Origin of the sequence: Streptomyces sp. NPDC056160 (assembly GCF_042268205.1) — a bacterium.
Classification (GTDB): Bacteria; Actinomycetota; Actinomycetes; order Streptomycetales; family Streptomycetaceae; genus Streptomyces.
In genome coordinates this window covers 1-1,456 of record NZ_JBHJUW010000345.1, presented here as the reverse complement: position 1 = coordinate 1,456, position 1,456 = coordinate 1, and the positions used below count along the sequence as shown (strand labels likewise).

Sequence of the window (1,456 nt, the reverse complement as noted above, 5' to 3'; positions counted from 1 at the left end):
ATCAGGCGGAATAAGTCATGCTGGGACAAAGCCATCGCGTCACCTCTCGTTTCAACGAGCTTCTCCACTCGGAGAGTTGCGCGATGGCTGCCTCTCGACCAGGGGCTACGCGGAGATCGCTGCTACACCACTCGGCAGGACACCATCCATGGCGTTCGGCGGGCAACGGTACAACCGGTCGGCGGCGGTCACCGGTTGGCGGCGGTCAGGCGACGCTACGATCCGCGGAACGTGTTCCGCCTCGACCACAACGTCCGGCCCACGTGGGACGGAGCCCCGACGTCCGCCCCGCGCAAGCCGGCGACCTGCCGTCCCCTCGCCCGAGACGGCAGACCCCCGCCCGTCCTGCGTCAGGCCTCCGTGCGTCGCGGCAGCCGCCAGTTGGGCCGCGGGAAGTGGCAGGTGTATCCGTCCGGGTAGCGCTGGAGGTAGTCCTGGTGCTCCGGCTCGGCCTCCCAGAAGGGACCCGCGGGCACGACCTCGGTCACCACCGGACCGGGCCACAGCCCCGACGCGTTCACGTCGGCGATGGTGTCCTCGGCGACCCGCCGCTGCTCCTCGTCGAGGTAGAAGATGGCGGAGCGGTAGCTGTCGCCGATGTCGTTGCCCTGGCGGTTCTTCGTCGTCGGGTCGTGGATCTGGAAGAAGAACTCCAGGAGGGCGCGGTAGTCGGTCGCGGTCGGATCGAACGTGATCTCGATCGACTCGGCGTGGCCGTCGTGGCGGCGGTAGGTCGGGTTCGCCAGCTCACCTCCGCTGTATCCGACGCGCGTGCCCACCACGCCCGGGAGGCTCCGGATCAACTCCTGCATGCCCCAGAAGCAACCCCCGGCCAGCAGGGCCCTCTCCTCGACGTCTATCATGACATCTCGCCTTTCTTTCCACATCTCTTCTTCTCGAACAGCGTCGCACATGGCCTGCGCCCCCTCACGCCGCTGGCGAGCGGCAAGGAACGCAGATGCGTCACCGGTTCGGAAGGTGACAACATCATGCCGGATCCCGCCAGGTCCAGACGTCACCAGTCAAGGTGTCAAGCCCCGGGTTTCGTGGAGACTGAGTTAACTGGTTTTCTGGAGTGACGCAGGGGGCTCGGCCGCGAGGTAGTGGGCGGCCTCGTGTTCAGCGGGGGTGACGTGCCCGAGCTCGCCGTGAAGGCGTCGCTGGTTGAACCAGTCGACGTACTCGGCGACTGCGACTTCGACATCGTTGATGCCGGTCCACGGCCCCTTGTTGCGGATCAGCTCGGCCTTGAACAAGCTGTTGAACGCCTCGGCCAGGGCGTTGTCGTACGAGTCGCCCGTGGATCCGACCGAGGCCACGGCCGCCTCCTGTTCGAGACGTTCCGTGTAGCGCAGAGCTCGGTATTGACCGGATTCAAGCGGTCGTTGCAACACCGGCTTGTTGAATCAACTGTAGCTGCTCGTTGAGTGCTTCGGCGGGTGTCTTCCAACCGAGC

The 1,456-nt window shown here is 65.9% G+C and carries 3 protein-coding genes; 1 reads left to right on the top strand and 2 read right to left on the bottom strand.

Features of this window, described 5'->3' with window-relative positions; genetic code table 11:
* Positions 1-195 precede the first annotated feature (195 nt).
* On the top strand, positions 196-420 hold the full coding sequence (locus tag ACFC02_RS42625; RefSeq protein ID WP_376368430.1) for a hypothetical protein: 225 nt from the start codon (positions 196-198) through the stop codon (positions 418-420).
* Here ACFC02_RS42625 and msrA read toward each other — a convergent pair.
* Together msrA and ACFC02_RS42615 are read right to left on the bottom strand one after the other, a co-directional pair.
* On the bottom strand, positions 351-863 hold the full coding sequence (gene msrA / locus ACFC02_RS42620; RefSeq protein ID WP_376368428.1) for a peptide-methionine (S)-S-oxide reductase MsrA: 513 nt from the start codon (positions 861-863) through the stop codon (positions 351-353). The genes ACFC02_RS42625 and msrA overlap by 70 nt on opposite strands.
* 195 nt (positions 864-1,058) lie before the next feature.
* Positions 1,059-1,319: an integrase core domain-containing protein gene (locus tag ACFC02_RS42615; RefSeq protein WP_376368426.1), complete on the bottom strand. Its 261-nt coding sequence runs from the start codon at positions 1,317-1,319 to the stop codon at positions 1,059-1,061.
* Positions 1,320-1,456: the final 137 nt, after the last annotated feature.